We start from the raw sequence: 17,454 nt of genomic DNA, 5'->3' as shown, positions 1-17,454 counted from the left end.
CCCTCTAGCGTTTTGTATTGCTTTTTTTTGCGTTGTTTTCAAGGGCTGATTTCGGGTCTTTATGCGCATTTCCTTCCATATTTCCCTGAGGATTCACGCCCCCGGTCAGCCGGCCTTTATTTTCTTTTCTCACAGCTGTTCACCTCATTTGTAGGATGAACAGTGAGACGCAATTTCATTCCGGTTATTTATTCAGCCGAATCGCTTTTTTTGCGAGCTGATCGGCTGTTTGGTTTTGTCTGCCGGGAATCCACTTAATGAAAAACAATGGAAACCCGGCCTTTAATCGGACGATTTCATCCACAAACGGCTGGAAAGCCTTGTTTTTAACCGCTTCAAGATCCGCGGCCCGCTCCACGATATCCGAATCCGTCCGGAATGACACGGACTCAAATCCGCGGGCGGCACACAGCTTCATTCCTTCAATTAAAGCGAGAAATTCAGCTTCCTGATTTGAATGGTCGCCGATCGGAATTGAGAAAGATTCTGTTTTCCCGTCATGTTTAATAAAAATACCGATACCGGACGGGCCCGGGTTTCCGGCGCTTGCACCGTCCACGTAAATTTCAGCGGGCATCATCCGTCACTCTCCCTTCGGTGTCATTCGTTTTGCCGCATACGCATAAGGGACAGAAATGAGTGATACCGCAAATTTAATCAGATAAGTCGAAATAAAGATGCTGAACCAGACGCCCGCGGAATAAACGCCGAGAAAGGCCACGGCAGTGAAGATAAATGTATCCAGCAGCTGGCTGAGGGCCGTGCTTCCGCTGTTTCTGAGCCAGAGAAGCCTGTCTGAAGGAAAGATTCTCCGAATGGCTGAATATACATAAACATCTATCGTTTGGCTGAAAATAAAAGCCAAGAGGCTTCCGAGCGCAACACGCGGCAGAAAACCGAAAATCGTCTCAAGGGCAGGCTGTGCGATATCTGACGCAGCCGGTTTATATAAAAGAGCCCCCTGCATGGCGCATGTTAAAGCGAGCAGAGTGGAAAAGCCGAGCCAGACGGCTTTGCGCGCTTCCCGGGGACCGTATTTTTCGTTCAGCACATCCGTTGCGAAGAAAACGGTGCCGTACATGATATTTCCCAGTGTTGCCGTGAGCCCGAACAGCTCAACTGTTTTGACAACCTGCAAGTTGGCGCACACCGTGGCGAAACCGATCCATACGAATAGGCCCGTTTTGCCAAATCCTTTATAAAACAGAAGAACAATGATAAAATGAATGACCGCAAATAAGATCCATAACACATCGTTAAACAAAACCTGCTGACTTCCTTTCAATTTGAGAATGGTTTGATTATAGCACACGCCCGTCAACTAATGAATGGTAAGGTGATTTCAATGAATCTTAAGCCGTATATCGAAATAGAAGCAAAAGGAACAGGCCCTGTCGCGTTTTTTTCCGAAGATTGGCTGACCGTTCCGAAAGCGCGCATGCTTGCAAGAGAAGTCAGCCGCTTTCCTTATATAAAAGACATTTATTTTGAGGATGAAAAAGGCGCGAGCTGGACGCTTAAAGAATTAGAAAAGCTTACTGAAGAACTTGCGTACGAACCTGACGACATTACAGTGTATTTCGACGGCGGCTTTGACAAAACAAGCGGACGCGCAGGACTCGGAATTGTCGTGTATTATTCTCTCGGCGGCAAGCGGCATCGCATACGGAAAAACAAAAGCTTAACGCTTCAGACGAACAATGAGGCGGAATATGCCGCTTTGTACGAAGCGCTTAAGGAAGTGCAGGAACTTGGCGCAAGCAGAAATTCAATCACGATAAGAGGGGATTCCCTCGTCGTTTTGCATCAGCTTGACGGCAGCTGGCCGTGTTATGATGAAACGCAAAACGAATGGCTGGATAAAATTGAAGCGCTGCTCGAATCCTTAAAGCTGACACCGACATATGAAGCCGTAAACCGAAAGGAAAATCAAGAAGCGGATGACCTTGCCAGAAAAATTCTCTCGGACCGGCAAATTGAAAGCCGCATAACATTAGAAGGTAACGGAGATGACTGATATTGGATAAAAAAAGCATTTATAAAGAATTGACAGAGCTTCAGGATGAATATTGCAAAGACTGTTTCGTAAAAAAGCATTTCCGCAAAGAGTTTGGAAAAACGCACGCTCATTCTTTCTGTATCAACCAATGCACGGTGGGGGAGAAGCTGAAAGCCTACGGCAAGGTGCTGACAAATCAATAAAAAATAAAACCGCAGCTTCTGCGGTTTTATTTTTCGAATTCATCAAGCTGATGCTGGCAATCGTCGAGAAGCATTCGCTGCTTTTGCAGAAAATCCTGGTCGAGAGCTTGCAGTTCACTGGATTGTGACATCGTTCTGGCATCCTGAATCGCTTGGTAAGCAGATTCCACCAAAGTTGAATTTTGGCCCCGGGTAGCCGCTCCCGTTGTTTTCTGGGCAGTTTCCACTGCTAATTCAAGCTGGCGTTTATCCGTCAGTCCGTTTGGAAAAAATTCAGAGTCCATTAAAAAACACCTCCGCAAATAGTTTGGAGATTTTTTTTAGAAATATGTACGGAAAATAGAAAAAAATATAGAAAATAAGCCGATATAACTATTGAACCTGATTAATTAGGGCTTATTTACTATTATTCGGGGTATCTTGGGAGAGAAGGGAAAAACCAGCCGTGAATGATAATGATTTAAAAACAATCCTTCAGCAGACATTTAAAGAAATATACGGTGATTTGGGAAGTTTGGCGGAAATGGCAAAAAAAGGAATGCCGTCAAAGGAGAAGCAAATTGAAGAAATCGAGCAGCGCTGTAAGCAGAATCTTGTCGCAATTGAGATTCAGACGGCAATCAAATAGGAGAGGCATACGCCTCTCCTCTATTTGTCATCTGATCAACATGTATTGAGTTTAGAGTTTTACAACATTAGAAGCTTGAGGTCCACGATTACCTTCGACAATTTCAAAAGAAACTTCTTGTCCTTCTTCTAATGATTTGTATCCTTCTCCTTCGATAGCAGTGAAGTGAACAAATACGTCGTCTCCGCCTTCAACTTCGATGAAGCCGAATCCTTTTTCGTTATTGAACCATTTTACTTTACCGTTTTGCATATTGCTTAATTCCTCCTAGTACTGTAGCACCTTCGTGCTAAAAAAAATTTTGTCATCATCCAACCGTACGTATGTAAACGTTGTTAAATGATGGTTCAACTATACACCATATGGGAGCGGGCGTCAAGCGGCCGCTCCCTATTTTTTATCTTTATTTTTCCAGTAACAAAGCTTAACCGGAAAAAAACAAAAAGCACACGAATCGTTCGTGTGCTTTTCTTTTACGATAATGCCATATCCGCCTTCCCGGCCATCATTTCAGATTCTTTTATAATGTCCTGCAAAATGACTTCAGAAGAGTTGGGGAGGTGAAGGCTTTTAATATTGTCCTTCATCCGGTTCAGTTTCTCCTCATCCGCAAGAAGGGAGGTGACAGACTCTAAAATTTCTTCGTGGCGGTTGACCACGACAGCCGCACCGCGATCTTCAAAGAAAATGGCGTTTTCTTTTTCCTGTCCGGGAACCGGTTTGTACAAAATAACGGGTACTCCGATCGCCGTCGCTTCCGTCAGTGTGATGCCGCCTGGTTTTGTGATCATGCAGTCCGTAATACGGAACAGCTCGTCAATTCTTTCTACATAGCCCAGCACTTTCAGCCGGTCGGCATTGTCACTTTCCAAGCTGCTGAGGGATTCTTTCAGCGAGCTGTTTTTGCCGCACACCACCACAACCTGCACCTGATCGTCATGAACGAGATTTTCGCACAGTTCTTTTACGTTTTTCAGCACACCATGCGCTCCCGCCATAATAAGAAGAACTTTTTTGTCGGGAGAGAGATTGTATTTTTTATAAATCGGTTCTTTCGGCATCGATTCCTCGAATTGAGGCCTGATGGGAATGCCTGTGATCTTTACGTTGTTCGGGTGAGTGCCGATTTCAATCAGTTTTTCCTTCACGTAATCTGTGGCGACATAATATTTATCAACATTTTCATGAACCCAGATTTTGTGAAGGCAGAAATCGGTCATAACGTTGAACGTCGGGATCACTTTTCCGGTTCTCCGTCTGTATTCCGGTACGACAATCATCGGAAATGTATTGATAATAATGTCCGGCTTATGCTCTTCGACGAGCTGGCCTAAACGTTTATTCCCCATTTTAAAATAAATATTGAATTTGCGTTTATTATAGATTTTGTCAACTCCGTAATAAAACAAACGATAAAACTGTTTCCCGATTGAGAAGCTTTTTAAATAAAGGTATTGAGTAACCTCTGAAACAATCGGATTTGACTCTTGATACAAATTGGAAACCGTCACATCTAAGCCGAGACGCAGACATTGTTCGTAGAGCGTTTTGGCCACTTGAACATGCCCGTTTCCGTAATTTGCAGTCAAAATTAATACTTTTTTATTGGTATTCAAGTAAATTCACCTCAATGTAATCAACAACAAGCAAGCTTCATGCATCGTAAGGAGTTATTGTCTATAGATAAACATAACACAAGTGCATCATTTTATAATAAGCGCGGCAACATATTTAAACTAAATTTAATTGATATGTTCCATTATTTTAAAGTTTTGTTATACGCATACTGAATCAAGAGTATTTTATCATATTTTTGTCACCGTATCACTCAAAACAAAAATTAATCCCATTCATACGGGGTTTCCTGATATACGTAATAATTCAGCCAATTCATAAACAATAACGTTGCATGAGCTTTCCAGCGGTTAACAGGTTCTTTCCCGCCGGGCGCAAAATAGTGCTTAGGAGCTTCTACGTTTGAAAGATTTCTCTCTATGTCTCTCTCATACTCCTGAAGCAGCGTATCGGTATCATATTCCGGATGACCCGTTAAGAAAATCTGTTTTTCGTCTTTTGAAACGATTAAACAGACCCCCGCTTCCTCTGAAACGCTGAGCACATCCAGATCCGAAGCCGATTGCAGCTGCTCTGTATTAATATCTGTATGCCGTGAGTGGGGCACATAGTATAGCTCGTCAAATCCTCTTACCAATCTCTCATGTTTTTTAAGAACGGTATGCTCAAACACACCGAAGATTTTTTTCGGCAGCTCCACTTTCTCAATGCCGTAATGATAGTATAAACCGGCTTGAGCGCCCCAGCAGATATGGAGTGTTGAAGTGACGTTCGTTTTGCTCCATTCCATGATTTCCTTCAATTCTTCCCAGTAAGAAACATCTTCAAACGGCAGGTGCTCAATCGGAGCCCCGGTAATAATCATTCCGTCAAACCGTTTGTGGCGGATGCTGGAAAAATCCGTATAAAATTCATCCAGATGCTGTCTTGCCGTATTTTTTGGAGTATGTGTGCTCGGAATTAAGAACGTAAAGTGAACTTGTAAAGGTGAATTCCCAAGCATCCTGAGGAGCTGGGTTTCCGTTTGGATTTTTTTCGGCATCAGATTTAAAATCACGATCTTCTGCGGCCGGATATCCTGATGAAAAGCCCGGCTTTCATCCATTACAAAGATGTGTTCACTTTCAAGCACCTGCTTAGCGGGCAGGTGATTTGGTATATTAATAGGCAACATGCCACCTCCGTTATTCCCCGTTAATTTTCTTCATTATAGAAATTTTTAAGCCATTTTTCAATCCATCCCGGCGTAATAAACCGCATTTAACGCATAATGACAGGGATAAAAGCGGTAAATGGACATAAATTCGGAGCGGCTCTTTATTATGACGGGTAAAGAGCCGTATGGTTCCTCGGAAAATACGTTTTCCGTTAAGTGGAAGGAAAAAGCGGTTACCGTTTGTTTTGCAGTGTAAAACAGGTAAAATAAATGAAGAATGTAAAAAGGAGGGCCGCAGATGACAATTTACGATATAAACGTACGGACCATAACAGGCGAAGACATGACGCTATCGGCTTACAGAGGCAAGGTGATGATCATTGTGAATACAGCAAGCAAATGCGGGTTTACATCCCAGCTCAAGCAGCTTCAGGAGCTCTATGATACATATCGGGAGGAAGGTCTTGAAATATTGGGATTTCCCTGCAACCAATTCATGAACCAAGAACCTGGAAACGAAGCGGAAATTCAAGAGTTCTGTGTGAAAAACTACGGAGTCACATTCCCGATGTTTGCGAAAGTTGATGTCAATGGAGCAGACGCTCATCCTCTCTTCACATATCTGACGGAGCAGGCGAAGGGGATGCTCGGCACAAAAGCGGTCAAATGGAATTTCACTAAGTTTATCGTGGACCGAAACGGTGAAGTCACCGGGCGTTTTTCACCTAACGTCAACCCAAAAGAGCTTGAAGATACGGTGCAGAGGCTTTTGGCCCAATAAGAGGTGATACGGTGAACGAAAAAGAGCAGCTGGAAAGCGTCAGGAATTGGGTCAGAGAAAAGCTTATCAATGAACGTACGGGCCATGACTGGCTTCATATTTCCCGGGTCGCAGCACTTTCTGTTTATATGGCAAAAGAAGAAGGCGCCGACTTATTTATCACTGAGACGGCCGCGCTGGTTCATGATCTGATTGACACCAAGCTCGAAAAAAGCGAAAGGCTGACGGCAGGCGAAGTGACAGAACGGCTGGCTGCTTTCAACATTGCGGCTGGCTCCATTGAGGAGATCGCGGATATCATCACGAGAATGTCATTCAGACACAGGGAACTGCTGATAAAGCGGCCGCTTTCATTGGAGGGGAAAGTTGTTCAGGATGCAGACATGCTTGATGCGATAGGCGCAGCGGGCATCGGCAGGGCTTTTATGTTTGCCGGCGCGAAGGGTCACCCGATGTACGGAACTCAAACAAGTGTGCTGGCCCATATAGAGGATAAATTAATCAAGCTTAAAGGCTTAATGAATACAAAAGCGGGGGCCGGTTTAGCAGAGGAGCGGCATCAATTTCTTTTGCAGTTCGCCGCCCGTATCCAAAAAGAGGCCGGCATCGGCAAAAGCTAAGCGGCGCAATAGAACGCTTGTGCCGACTATGTTAGAATAAGTGTCAGATTGCGCATAGGAGGACCAATATGAAGATTAAATCAATAGAACCGACGCCGAGTCCGAACACGATGAAAGTGATTTTGACTGAAGAGCTTCCGGCGGGGAAAAGCAACAATTACAAGCCCGATCAGGCAGATGATGCTCCGGCCGTCGTACGTGATATTTTAAACATTGAAGGAGTAAAGGGCGTTTATCACGTTGCCGATTTCCTGGCTGTGGAGAGAAACGCCCGTTTTGACTGGAAGGACATTCTGCCTCAGGTCCGTTCCGCTTTCGGAATGGAACATACGGAGCAGTCTGAGAGCCGTTCTGAACAGGAATCGTTCGGTGAAGTGAAGGTTTTCGTACAAATGTTCAGCGGAATCCCGATGCAGGTCAAATTGACGGACGGCGAACGTGAAGAGCGCTTCGGCCTTCCGGAACGTTTCCAAGAAGCCATCTTAAAGCTGCGTTCCGAAGCTTCAAATGTTGTATTTGAGCGGGCTTGGAAAGAACAAGGCGTGCGTTTCGGGGATTTTACCGAAATCGGACACGATGTCACAGAAGAGCTTCAGGCCGCCTACAGTGATGAGCGGCTCAAACGCCTGACAGAAGCAGCCGTACAGCAAAAGGGTGAGGCCAAACCGGCAGTGCAGCGGAAAGCTTATAAAGTGACTTTGGAAATGCTCGATGATGAAGACTGGAAACAGCGCTATGCCCATCTTGAGCAAATGGATCCGGATGAAGACGATTTACCAGTATTGGAAAAGGCGCTGCATGATCCGAAGACTTCGATCAGAAGACAAGCCGTCGTTTATTTGGGAATGATCGAAAAGCCGTCTGTGCTTCCGCTGTTATACAAAGCGCTTGAAGACAAAACGGTGACGGTCAGAAGGACGGCGGGTGACTGTCTGTCGGATCTCGGCGATGCGAGCGCCATCCCGGCTATGATGAAATCGCTCAGTGACTCAAGCAAGCTCGTGCGCTGGCGCGCGGCCATGTTTTTATATGAAGTCGGCGATGAAACAGCGCTGGAAGCATTAAAAGCGGCGGAAGACGATCCGGAATTCGAAGTCAGCCTGCAAGTTAAAATGGCGATTGAACGGATTGAGCACGGAGAAGAGGCGAAAGGTTCAGTCTGGAAACAAATGACTGAAAGCAGAAAAAAAGAACAGTTATAACAAAAAGGTGCGCCATGCACCTTTTTTATTTGAATTCACTTTTTATAAAAATTATTTAGAATATTGTTGAAAAATGATTCAAAACTCTATATAGTAAGTACAATATTAATTGTTGGAGGGTTTTTATCGAAATACAGAAAGAATAGAAAAGCGAGACAGGGCAAAGACACTGTAAACAGGTAATTTGCAGAACGCGCCCTAGAATAAACTGAAAATTTTAAAAATAATGCACAGTCTAAAAACAGTAGGGGGATCACCATGGCAGAATTACGCAGCAACATGATCACACAGGGAATTGACAGAGCGCCGCACCGCAGCCTTCTTCGCGCTGCCGGCGTAAAAGAAGAAGACTTCGGCAAGCCGTTTATCGCGGTCTGTAATTCATACATCGATATCGTTCCCGGGCATGTTCACCTGCAGGAATTTGGAAAAATCGTAAAAGAAGCAATCAGGGAAGCGGGCGGTGTGCCTTTTGAATTTAATACGATCGGAGTAGATGACGGAATCGCGATGGGGCATATCGGCATGAGATATTCGCTGCCGAGCCGTGAAATCATTGCCGATTCAGTTGAAACGGTCGTCTCGGCGCACTGGTTTGACGGAATGGTCTGCATTCCGAACTGCGACAAAATTACGCCGGGGATGCTGATGGCGGCTATGCGGATTAATATTCCGACCATTTTTGTCAGCGGGGGGCCGATGGCAGCCGGCCGTACAAGCGATGGCCGCAAAATTTCGCTTTCTTCAGTATTTGAAGGCGTCGGCGCATATCAAGCCGGGAAAATCGGTGAAAGCGACCTGCAGGAGCTGGAACAGTTCGGCTGTCCGACGTGCGGATCTTGTTCAGGCATGTTTACGGCAAACTCCATGAACTGTCTGTCTGAAGCGCTCGGTCTGGCGCTTCCGGGAAACGGAACAATTCTGGCAACTTCACCGGAGAGAAGAGAGTTTGTGAGAAAATCAGCGGCCCAATTGATGGAGACCATCAAAAAAGACATTAAGCCGCGTGATATTGTCACCGAAAAAGCGATTGACAACGCGTTTGCGTTAGACATGGCTCTCGGCGGCTCAACCAACACAGTGCTACATACGCTTGCGCTTGCCAATGAAGCTGGGGTTGAGTACTCTTTAGAACGCATTAACGAAGTGGCTGAACGAGTGCCTCACTTATCGAAATTGGCGCCGGCCTCGGACGTCTTCATTGAAGATCTGCACGAAGCGGGCGGAGTCTCGGCGGCCCTTAATGAATTGGCGAAAAAAGAAGGGGCGCTTCATCTTGACGCGCTGACTGTAACAGGCCGCACACTCGGAGAAACAATTGCGGGTCATGAAGTAAAGGATTATGACGTGATTCATCCGCTTGACAATCCGTTTACCGAAAAAGGCGGTTTGGCCGTCCTGTTTGGGAATCTGGCTCCGGACGGCGCCATTATCAAAACAGGCGGCGTACAGGACGGGATTACAAGACATGAAGGTCCCGCTGTCGTCTTTGATTCTCAGGATGCCGCGCTTGAAGGCATTATAAACCGCAAAGTAAAAGAAGGAGATGTTGTCATTATCCGTTATGAAGGGCCAAAGGGCGGACCGGGCATGCCGGAGATGCTTGCTCCGACGTCTCAGATTGTCGGAATGGGGCTTGGCCCGAAAGTGGCGCTTATTACAGACGGCCGTTTTTCAGGAGCGTCCCGGGGTCTTTCAATCGGGCACGTATCACCTGAAGCGGCTGAAGGCGGCCCGCTCGCATTCGTAGAAAACGGCGACCATGTCATCGTTGACATAGAAAAACGGATTTTGGACGTACAAGTGCCTGAAGAAGAATGGGAAAAACGCAAGGCCGAATGGAAAGGCTTCGAGCCGAAAGTAAAAACAGGATATCTAGCCCGGTATTCCAAACTCGTAACAAGCGCCAATACAGGCGGAATCATGAAAATATAAAACAGAGGCCTGAACAATTGAATTCCGGCCCCCTCTATAGTATCCTTGACTTCATATAAGGATTTTAGAGGGGGCTTTTTTATGTCAATGGCTTATGAAGAATATATGCGCCAGCTGGTCGTGCCGATGCGCCGTGAGCTGACGGGTGCGGGTTTTCAGGAATTAACGACTGCTGAAGAAGTAGAAAGCTTTATGGAACAGGCAGAGGGAACGACATTGGTCGTTGTCAACTCCGTGTGCGGCTGTGCTGCAGGTCTTGCCCGTCCGGCTGCGACTCAGGCTGTTTTACAGCATGAAAAAGCGCCTGATCATACGGTTACCGTATTTGCCGGTCAAGATAAAGACGCAACTGCAAAAATGCGTGAATATTTTACGGGGCAGGAACCTTCCTCGCCATCAATGGCGCTGTTAAAAGGGAAAGAGGTCGTTCATTTTATTCCCCGCCACGAAATCGAAGGGCATGACATGGAGGAAATTATGAAAAATCTGACGGATGCCTTCGATGCGCACTGCTGAAATGCCCGAATTCCGGGCATTTTCTTTTTGGAGAAAAAGATGATCACAACGAGTTACAGACCAAGCGAATACACGATACAAACAGCGCAGTCACTCAGTGTCAGGCTGGGTGACACTTACTGCAGCCGCAATAAACAGCCCATTGAAAAAATGCTGGAACGAGCCGCTAGCGATCTTTTAGTCATCGGAAAGGAACGGTTCGAACTTTACACGAAGCAAGGGGAGAAGTTCTTTTTTCACCCGAATACAGCGATGTTCCGCGCAAAGCGGTTTTTGAGAGGGGAAGCCGAGCCGTTGTTAAAAGCAGCCGGATTACGCGAGGGGGATTCCTTTTTAGATTGTACACTCGGCCTGGCATCCGATGCGATTTTGGCAAGCCTGGCAGTCGGAAAAAGTGGGCAAGTCATCGGCCTGGAGAAAAACAAGCTTGTCTCATTGCTTGTTGAAACAGGACTTCAAACGTGGGAAACCGGAATGGAGCAACTCCAAACCGCCATGAAACGCATTCAGGTTAAACATGCCGACTGCGCCGATTATTTGCGGGAGCTTCCTGATTCATCGGTAGATGTCATTTATTTTGACCCGATGTTTCACGAACCTGTTGAAACGTCAGACGGCATTGCACCGCTCCGCGCGCTGGCAGAAGAGGGTTTTAACGAAGAGTGCATCACGCAAGCCGTCCGGGCGGCGAAAAAATGCGTAGTGCTTAAAGACCATTGGAAAAGCCCGCGGTTTGAACGATACGGCTTCAAGGTGCTGAAAAGAAAGACGGCGCTTTTCCACTTCGGTGTCATCCATGTAAGCTCATGATATCATGGGCTTCTTTTTCGTTAATCAGTGATTTCCATAACGACAAAATAAAGCAGCGTGAGAAGTGATACAGTCGCAAATAAAGCGTTAATCATCTCATCCCCTCCTTTTTCTCCTTCTTATTGTAAGCGGTTTATCCGCTCGGTCACAGTTACCAATTTCCCATATTGCATGATAATACGCTGCCGGGCATGACGCCGCGCTTTAATCTATGCTAAAATAAAGGAAAAAGAGGACAATAAAACAGAGGGGAACAATCTATCATGAAATTGTGGATGAAAAAGACCCTTGTGGTTCTGTTTACCATTGTAACGTTCGGACTTGTGTCTCCTCCGGCTGCTTTGATGACAGACAAGCCTTCAGGACAGTCGAGCAGTCTTGAGCAGAATGATTACACCGCTTTTTATGATGAACACGCCCTGCCGGGAGAAGCGAAGGCAGGGCGGGAGCCTGAATTTCTGTTTCAATCGTATCAGCAGCAGCTTCTCGGTGATGCTGAAAATCAATCATTTTTAAAATTCGGCAGCAAAATCTCTCCGGTCATTGAAGATGATTACAGAAGTGAAATTCTGCCGAAAATCGAAGATGTGATCACAGGACATTTAGCCAAGTTTCAAGATGATGAAGCGTATCAGGATGTGGTTATTTCCAGTAAACCGTCGGCCGGAAAAACCGAAAAAATTTTTCATGTGTATAACAGGCTGACAGGTGAAGATCTTTTAAGGTTCCACGTCCGCCGGGATCATCCTCCGCAAGACGGCTACTGGTTTAATTTTCATTACCATACCGCTGAAGACGGATTTCAATCACATCATGAGCTCGGCAGCATTTACTGGGACCGCAATACGCCGCCTGACTGGATGAGCGTGTAATAGCGAGAAGAAATAAAAAAATCATTTCTGAGAAATTTTGCAGAAATGATTTTTTATTGTGTTACACTACTAAAAGACTACTTTAAAAGGATGAAAAAAATGAAACAATATAAAGATTTGTGCCGTCATGTGTTAGAAAACGGAGAAAAAAAAGGAGACCGTACGGGAACGGGTACGATCAGCACGTTCGGCTACCAAATGCGGTTTAACCTTCAGGAAGGTTTCCCGATGCTTACGACGAAAAAGCTCCATTTTAAATCCATCGCGCATGAGCTGCTTTGGTTTTTAAAAGGAGATACGAATGTCCGCTACCTTCAGGAAAACGGAGTCCGCATCTGGAACGAATGGGCGGATGAAAACGGAGAACTCGGACCGGTTTACGGCTCTCAATGGCGTTCGTGGCGCGGAGCGGACGGCGAGACCATTGATCAAATCTCCCGGCTGATTCATGACATCAAGACAAACCCGAATTCCAGACGTTTAATCGTCAGCGCTTGGAATGTCGGCGAAATTGATCATATGGCGCTTCCGCCTTGCCACTGCCTGTTTCAGTTTTATGTCGCGGACGGAAAACTGTCGTGTCAGCTTTATCAGCGCTCAGCGGATGTCTTTCTCGGCGTGCCGTTTAATATTGCGTCTTATGCGCTTTTAACAATGATGATCGCGCATGTGACGGGGCTTGAACCGGGTGAGTTTGTTCATACATTCGGAGACGTCCACATTTACCAAAACCATGTGGAGCAGGTGAATTTGCAGCTGACAAGGGATGTCCGTCCGCTGCCGAAACTGCGGTTTGCGCGAAATGTTGATTCTATTTTTGATTTTACGTTTGAAGACTTTATCATCGAGGATTATGACCCGCATCCGCACATAAAAGGAGCTGTCAGCGTATGATTTCGTTTATTTTTGCGATGGATGAGAACCGGCTGATCGGAAAAGATAACGATCTGCCTTGGCACCTTCCCGATGATCTCGCGTATTTCAAAAAAGTGACGACGGGCCACACCATTGTAATGGGGCGGAAAACGTTTGAATCAATCGGACGCCCGCTTCCGAACCGGCGTAACATCGTTGTAACCTCACGGGACGAATCTTCATTCCCGGGCTGTATTGCCGCCCGCTCGGCTGAGGAAGTGCTCAAGCTGATCCCGGCGGATGAAGAATGCTTTGTAATCGGCGGCGCCCAGCTGTACAGTGCGCTCTTTCCTTATGCGGACAGACTCTACATGACAAAAATTCACCATGTCTTTGAAGGAGACCGTTTTTTTCCGGAATTTAATGAAGCCGAATGGGAATTGACCTCCCGCAAACAGGGAGTAAAAAATGAAAAAAATCCTTACGATTATGAGTACCTTGTATACGAGAAAAAGAATTAAGCAGGGGGACAAGAATTGATTCGTTACGGCTGCCTTGTGATGTACGTTGTATTTATGTTCATGAAAAATATTCAGGAATATATCAATCAAAAAGAGCTTGACCCGCGGCTTTCTTTTCAAAAACAGATGAGGCTGGTGTATGAACGGCCGAAAGCCTTTATGAGAGGCTGTATTGACGTCTCGGGATCGACAATCGGCATTCATCATGATCAGCCGATCCCGGACGGCCCCGTATTGTATGTGCATCCCAAATTGCGCCCGGCTGATCTTCTGCTGCTCGCGGGACATCTTGAAGAGCCGGCTGGTTTTATCGCTGGCGAGAAAGCTTTCCGGATGCCGTTTCTCGGAAATTGGCTGCGTCTGATGGGTGTCATTTGTGGCGGAGACAGCCGGGATGCAGTGCTTCAGGAGGCGGAAGTCCGTCTGCAAAAAGGGCAAAGTCTGATTCTGTCCGAAGACGGCAAAATCAATCCGGAGGAACTGGCCCTACGTTTCGATCTCCCGATTGTGCCCGTCAGCACTTCGGGAACAGACCGGCTGCTGCGGGGCAGATTATTGAAACGGCTGAAACCGGCTGACATTGAATTACATATAAAGCCCGCTTATTATCCGGCCGGTCAGAAACGGCTCCGTGCATAAAAAAAGCACAGTCTCTATACGAGAGGCTGTGCTTTTTTATTTCAGATAAAGGGAACTTTGACGCAATAAAACAAAATACAGAAAAACATCGAGGCGCTGCCGCCTAAAACAAAACTGTGCCAAATGGCGTGATGATACGGAACTTTTCTCCAAATATAAAATATTGTGCCGGCGGAATACAATAAGCCGCCGAAAAGAAGAAGACCGAAACCGGGGCCTGACAGCGAAGCGTACAGCGGTTTAATGGCGATGATGATCAGCCAGCCCATCATTAAATAGACAAGCGTTGAAAAAATGATAAACCGCTTCACGAAAAAGATTTTAAACACGATGCCTCCGATGGCAAGCGACCAAACAATAATTAAAAGGGTCAGACCGAGCGCCCCTTTAAGGGGTCCTAATAAAAATGGCGTATATGTTCCGGCTATTAATACGTATATCGCGGAATGATCCACAATCTCAAGAATGTCTTTCGTTTTTTTATGCTGGATGCTGTGCAAAAGAGTCGAGCTGAGATACAGCAGGAGCATTGAAGCGCCGAAGATTGAAAAGCTGACGATGTCTGTCGGCGAGCCGTATTTCACCGCGAAGATAATGAGAAAAATAAGCGCCGGAATCGACAGCAATACACCGATTCCGTGTGTGACGGCATTTGCGATTTCTTCTTTTATTGTGAACAATCAAATGTCCTCCTTTTTAAAGGATTTGTTTTTGCAGTGACTGCAAAAAGGTCAACCCTTCTAATGTGATTTTTGTTCCTGCGCGTCCCCGGCCTTTTGTCACATAGTTCATCTTTTCTAAGTAATCAAGCCTGTTTCTGACTTGCTGGGGCGTTAATGTCATTGTGCTGTTTTCGCTTAATTCGGATATGCTCCGTCTGCTGGCGGGTTCGCCCTTTGTATTTAAGTCTTTAATTGCTTCCAAAATAAACAAAAACTCTTCTTTCTCCATCAATGTCAGCCGTTTTTCTTTTTTCTTAGCGGTTTTCGCTTTCTGGCTGTTTTTGATATACGGCGGGACATGCTCGGGATAAATCGTGCTGCCGGATGCTGCCGCGGCCATATAGTGCGCCGCATTTTGAAGTTCTCTGATGTTGCCGTTAAAGGTGTGCCGCTCAAACAGCGGATAAACGGACGGGTCGATATGAATATGCTGTCCCGAGGCTGTCAGCATATGCTGCAGAAGAAGCGGTATATCGCTCTTTCGTTCAGATAAAGCAGGGAGCGGAAGGCATAACACGTGAAGCCTGTAAAATAAATCTATGCTGAACGTGTTTTCCGCGCCGGTATCGCCAAGATTCGCCGTGCTGCTTGCAATGATGCGGGCGGAAAGCCCGGCGTCCAGCTCGGAAAGAAGGCGGGCCTGTACCGAGAGCGGCATGTCTCCGATTTCATATAAGAATAATGTTCCGCGGCGGGCTCTGTTTAATGCACCTTCAGCGCCGAACAGTTCATATTCGAGCCGATCTTCGCTTTGGCTGCAGTGAACGGTAATAAATAGTTCGCTGTTTCTGCGGGATTTATGATGGATCGCTCTGGCCATTTGTTTTTTTCCGGTTCCGACTTCACCTGTTATGAAGACTGGCAAATCAGATAAGGCAAATTGCGAGGCCAATCGTTTCGCTTCTGAAAAGGTGTGATGTTCGCCGGTTAGCTGATAAAAAGGATCAGTTTGTTCAATTACACTCATGAATTGGCTCCTTTTGGTTCTAATTGGTTTAAGTATAACACGTTTATGCGATCGAAAATATCTTTTTCTCTTGTATCGGTTGATTTATTTTTATTTACAAAATTAAAATAATTATCTTATTGTTCGAATATTCATGTTATAATGGCATATTAAATAGGGATTTAAATAAGAAAGGACTCTGTAAATGAAACCGTTGCTTAAAGAAGACTCTCTCATCCAGGTAAAAGACATTTTAAAAGCGCACCAAAACGTAAAGGACGTGGTGATACATACGCCTTTGCAGAGGAATGACAGACTTTCTGAGAGGTATGGCTGCAATATCTATTTGAAAAGAGAAGACCTGCAGGTGGTCAGATCATTTAAGCTCAGAGGGGCTTATAATAAAATGAGGCAGCTCTCAAAAGAGCAGACTGAAAACGGAATTGTATGCGCAAGTGCGGGAAACCATGCGCAGGGGGTTGCGTTTTCATGCAAACACCTCGGCATTCACGGCAAGATTTTTATGCCGTCAACTACACCGAGACAGAAAGTATCCCAAGTGGAGCTGTTCGGAAAAGAATTTGTTGAAATCATATTGACGGGTGACACTTTCGATGATGCGTATAAGAGTTCTGCGGAATGCTGTGAAAAAGAAAACCGCACGTTTATTCATCCGTTTGACGATCCCGATGTCATGGCCGGACAGGGAACGGCTGCCATCGAAATTTTAAATGACATTGATGTTGAACCGCATTTTCTTTTTGCAGGCGTAGGGGGAGGGGGACTCCTGTCCGGGCTCGGCACGTACATGAAAAACATCTCGCCGGATACAAAAATCATAGCGGTAGAGCCGAAGGGCGCAGCCTCCTATTTTGAATCGAAAAAAGCCGGACAAGTGGTTGAACTTGAGAAAATTGATAAATTTGTCGATGGGGCGGCCGTAAAAAAAATCGGCGCTGAAACCTTTCAAACGCTCGAAACCATCGTCGATGACGTTTTGCTTGTCCCGGAAGGAAAAGTGTGCAGCACGATTCTTGAATTATATAATCAATGCGCTATCGTGGCTGAACCGGCGGGTGCATTGTCCGTGTCAGCACTTGATCTGTACAAAGAAGAGATTAAAGGGAAAAACGTCATCTGCATGGTCAGCGGAGGGAATAATGACATCGGCAGAATGCAGGAGATGAAGGAGCGCTCCATGATTTACGAGGGGCTGCAGCATTATTTTATCGTTAATTTCCCGCAAAGGGCGGGAGCGCTTCGCGAATACCTTGATGAGGTGCTCGGTCCTGATGATGACATCACCCGGTTTGAATACACGAAAAAAAATAACAAAAGCAGCGGCCCCGCATTGGTCGGCATTGAGCTTAAGCATCGGGAAGATTACGGCGCGCTCATTGCCCGGATGAATCAAAAAGGATTTCATTACGTAGAGGTGAATAAAGATCAGGATCTGTTCCACCTGTTAATCTGA

General features: G+C 45.9%; 23 protein-coding genes and 1 pseudogene. 14 read left to right on the top strand and 10 right to left on the bottom strand.

The annotated features are described in order from the left end of the window. Positions 1-4: 4 nt before the first annotated feature. The 3 genes from sspL to ACWJJX_RS10895 are packed head-to-tail and all read right to left on the bottom strand — an operon-like array spanning position 5 to position 1,264. On the bottom strand, positions 5-133 hold the full coding sequence (gene sspL, locus ACWJJX_RS10905) for a small, acid-soluble spore protein L (protein ID WP_003153575.1): 129 nt from the start codon (positions 131-133) through the stop codon (positions 5-7). Between the two features lie 51 nt (positions 134-184). Further along, positions 185-577: a reverse transcriptase-like protein gene (locus ACWJJX_RS10900; protein WP_031378992.1), complete on the bottom strand. Its 393-nt coding sequence runs from the start codon at positions 575-577 to the stop codon at positions 185-187. 6 nt (positions 578-583) lie between these two features. Next, complete coding sequence (locus ACWJJX_RS10895) at positions 584-1,264, bottom strand: queuosine precursor transporter (protein ID WP_077722490.1); 681 nt, start codon at positions 1,262-1,264, stop codon at positions 584-586. Positions 1,265-1,345: 81 nt separating this feature from the next. Between ACWJJX_RS10895 and ACWJJX_RS10890 the strand changes: the two genes are divergently transcribed. Together ACWJJX_RS10890 and ACWJJX_RS10885 are read left to right on the top strand one after the other, a co-directional pair. Then, on the top strand, positions 1,346-2,017 hold the full coding sequence (locus ACWJJX_RS10890; protein WP_024085518.1) for a ribonuclease H family protein: 672 nt from the start codon (positions 1,346-1,348) through the stop codon (positions 2,015-2,017). A 2-nt stretch (positions 2,018-2,019) separates the two neighbouring features. Then, a complete protein-coding gene (locus ACWJJX_RS10885) occupies positions 2,020-2,202 on the top strand; it encodes a zinc-finger domain-containing protein (RefSeq protein WP_003153581.1) in 183 nt (60 codons plus the stop codon). 26 nt (positions 2,203-2,228) lie between these two features. Here ACWJJX_RS10885 and ACWJJX_RS10880 read toward each other — a convergent pair whose 3' ends face one another. After that, positions 2,229-2,486 (bottom strand): DUF2564 family protein, encoded by a 258-nt coding sequence (locus ACWJJX_RS10880; RefSeq protein WP_007409519.1) that lies wholly within the window; start codon positions 2,484-2,486, stop codon positions 2,229-2,231. Between the two features lie 161 nt (positions 2,487-2,647). Between ACWJJX_RS10880 and ACWJJX_RS10875 the strand changes: the two genes are divergently transcribed. Further along, positions 2,648-2,830, top strand: a complete 183-nt coding sequence (locus ACWJJX_RS10875; protein WP_077722488.1) for a hypothetical protein — start codon at positions 2,648-2,650, stop codon at positions 2,828-2,830. 51 nt (positions 2,831-2,881) lie between these two features. Here ACWJJX_RS10875 and cspD read toward each other — a convergent pair whose 3' ends face one another. From cspD to metA, 4 genes and pseudogenes are all read right to left on the bottom strand, one after another. Then, complete coding sequence (cspD, locus tag ACWJJX_RS10870; RefSeq protein WP_003153604.1) at positions 2,882-3,082, bottom strand: cold-shock protein CspD; 201 nt, start codon at positions 3,080-3,082, stop codon at positions 2,882-2,884. Positions 3,083-3,097: 15 nt separating this feature from the next. Next, positions 3,098-3,209 (bottom strand): annotated as a pseudogene (locus tag ACWJJX_RS10865) (hypothetical protein); the annotation flags it as partial. A 94-nt stretch (positions 3,210-3,303) separates the two neighbouring features. Next, on the bottom strand, positions 3,304-4,446 hold the full coding sequence (locus ACWJJX_RS10860) for a diglucosyl diacylglycerol synthase (protein WP_102422245.1): 1,143 nt from the start codon (positions 4,444-4,446) through the stop codon (positions 3,304-3,306). 224 nt (positions 4,447-4,670) lie between these two features. Beyond that, positions 4,671-5,576 carry a homoserine O-acetyltransferase MetA gene (gene metA, locus ACWJJX_RS10855; RefSeq protein WP_003153608.1) on the bottom strand — a complete coding sequence of 302 codons (906 nt, stop codon included), beginning with the start codon at positions 5,574-5,576 and terminating at the stop codon, positions 4,671-4,673. A gap of 283 nt (positions 5,577-5,859) precedes the next feature. Here metA and ACWJJX_RS10850 point away from each other — a divergent pair, with 283 nt between their 5' ends. The 10 genes from ACWJJX_RS10850 to ACWJJX_RS10805 all read left to right on the top strand — a co-directional run bounded on the left by ACWJJX_RS10850 (position 5,860) and on the right by ACWJJX_RS10805 (position 14,312). Continuing rightward, positions 5,860-6,342 (top strand): glutathione peroxidase, encoded by a 483-nt coding sequence (locus ACWJJX_RS10850; RefSeq protein ID WP_061582158.1) that lies wholly within the window; start codon positions 5,860-5,862, stop codon positions 6,340-6,342. A gap of 11 nt (positions 6,343-6,353) precedes the next feature. Further along, complete coding sequence (locus tag ACWJJX_RS10845; protein WP_176283386.1) at positions 6,354-6,962, top strand: HD domain-containing protein; 609 nt, start codon at positions 6,354-6,356, stop codon at positions 6,960-6,962. A 68-nt stretch (positions 6,963-7,030) separates the two neighbouring features. Beyond that, the gene (locus ACWJJX_RS10840; protein WP_102422246.1) at positions 7,031-8,164 is read left to right on the top strand and encodes a conserved virulence factor C family protein; all 1,134 of its coding nucleotides are present in this window, start codon (positions 7,031-7,033) and stop codon (positions 8,162-8,164) included. 258 nt (positions 8,165-8,422) lie between these two features. Then, positions 8,423-10,099, top strand: coding sequence for a dihydroxy-acid dehydratase (gene ilvD, locus ACWJJX_RS10835; protein ID WP_007409524.1), 1,677 nt, complete (start codon positions 8,423-8,425; stop codon positions 10,097-10,099). Positions 10,100-10,180: 81 nt separating this feature from the next. Continuing rightward, positions 10,181-10,615 (top strand): BrxA/BrxB family bacilliredoxin, encoded by a 435-nt coding sequence (locus ACWJJX_RS10830; protein ID WP_003153619.1) that lies wholly within the window; start codon positions 10,181-10,183, stop codon positions 10,613-10,615. A gap of 39 nt (positions 10,616-10,654) precedes the next feature. Next, complete coding sequence (locus ACWJJX_RS10825) at positions 10,655-11,425, top strand: class I SAM-dependent methyltransferase (protein WP_070081999.1); 771 nt, start codon at positions 10,655-10,657, stop codon at positions 11,423-11,425. Between the two features lie 263 nt (positions 11,426-11,688). Then, positions 11,689-12,297: a YpjP family protein gene (locus tag ACWJJX_RS10820; protein ID WP_160249279.1), complete on the top strand. Its 609-nt coding sequence runs from the start codon at positions 11,689-11,691 to the stop codon at positions 12,295-12,297. A gap of 99 nt (positions 12,298-12,396) precedes the next feature. Further along, a complete protein-coding gene (locus ACWJJX_RS10815) occupies positions 12,397-13,191 on the top strand; it encodes a thymidylate synthase (protein WP_003153622.1) in 795 nt (264 codons plus the stop codon). After that, a complete protein-coding gene (locus ACWJJX_RS10810; RefSeq protein ID WP_077722486.1) occupies positions 13,188-13,673 on the top strand; it encodes a dihydrofolate reductase in 486 nt (161 codons plus the stop codon). Before ACWJJX_RS10815 ends, ACWJJX_RS10810 begins: the two co-directional genes overlap by 4 nt. Positions 13,674-13,688: 15 nt before the next feature. Beyond that, positions 13,689-14,312: a lysophospholipid acyltransferase family protein gene (locus tag ACWJJX_RS10805; RefSeq protein WP_015417675.1), complete on the top strand. Its 624-nt coding sequence runs from the start codon at positions 13,689-13,691 to the stop codon at positions 14,310-14,312. 41 nt (positions 14,313-14,353) lie between these two features. Here ACWJJX_RS10805 and trhA read toward each other — a convergent pair whose 3' ends face one another. Then, positions 14,354-14,992, bottom strand: coding sequence for a PAQR family membrane homeostasis protein TrhA (gene trhA, locus ACWJJX_RS10800; RefSeq protein ID WP_003153625.1), 639 nt, complete (start codon positions 14,990-14,992; stop codon positions 14,354-14,356). Between the two features lie 16 nt (positions 14,993-15,008). Next, positions 15,009-16,001, bottom strand: a complete 993-nt coding sequence (locus ACWJJX_RS10795; RefSeq protein ID WP_454022976.1) for a sigma 54-interacting transcriptional regulator — start codon at positions 15,999-16,001, stop codon at positions 15,009-15,011. Positions 16,002-16,185: 184 nt separating this feature from the next. Between ACWJJX_RS10795 and ilvA the strand changes: the two genes are divergently transcribed. Further along, positions 16,186-17,454 carry a threonine ammonia-lyase IlvA gene (gene ilvA, locus ACWJJX_RS10790; protein ID WP_031379000.1) on the top strand — a complete coding sequence of 423 codons (1,269 nt, stop codon included), beginning with the start codon at positions 16,186-16,188 and terminating at the stop codon, positions 17,452-17,454.

The sequence above is a fragment of the Bacillus sp. YH3-2-B2 genome, assembly GCF_053663335.1.
Note: the sequence above shows the minus strand (reverse complement) of the source record. Positions and strands in the feature narration are given on the sequence as shown.